A 631-nucleotide genomic window follows, 5' to 3' on the forward strand; every position below is an offset into this window, starting at 1 on the left:
CCATCCCGTTGGTCGAACCCTCCACCACCAGGGACGCTCCCATACCTATCCTCTTGCCGATGGAAGAGAGTAGCGTTACGTTCTTGCCCCAGTTGCGGGGAGCCTTCTGGTGCACCCGCTCTCCGCGGCGTGCCAATCCGTAAAGGGGCGCCAGCGAGGTGTTCGTCGAGCACTCGTCCACGAACACGAAGCGCTCCGAATCGATTGAGGACATCACCATCACCCGAAAGACGGCCCTCAGGAACTCGTCGCGCTCACTCGCACCCAGCGTCCTTTTTTTCGGCTGAAGCCCATCTTTCGGATCGTCCTCGAGAGAGTCGATTCGCTCACCGACACCCCGGCCGCCTTACGCAGGTACTCCTGCCTGTGCTTGAGCTTGGCGAACGGGCGCTCCTCCACGTTGGCCTCCAGTAGCTTCCTTGCCTTCTCATCAAGCGTGGGTCTCTTGCCCGGAGCCTTACCCGGCGAGAGCGAACGCCCTTCGCGCACTGCCTTGAGGTAACGCTTGACCGAGGAGAGGCTCACCCCGAAAGCGCGAGCGGCCTCGCTCTGGTTCATGCGGCGCCCCTCCACGGCCTCGACTATCTTCCTTCTGAGATCTTCCGAATAAGCGTCCATCGGCCTATGATGG

General features: G+C 61.6%; 2 protein-coding genes. Both read right to left on the minus strand.

The genetic code is table 11. The features are described 5' to 3' along the window. Window positions 1-214, minus strand: a 214-nt coding sequence (locus tag AC6EKW_RS15030; RefSeq protein WP_498514828.1) for a transposase domain-containing protein, incomplete at its 3' end; no start/stop codon positions are given. Window positions 215-237: 23 nt separating this feature from the next. Further along, window positions 238-631: helix-turn-helix domain-containing protein (locus tag AC6EKW_RS15035; protein WP_498514829.1), on the minus strand; the 394-nt coding region annotated here is incomplete at its 5' end.

Source organism: Rubrobacter sp. M3-4, assembly GCF_059772285.1.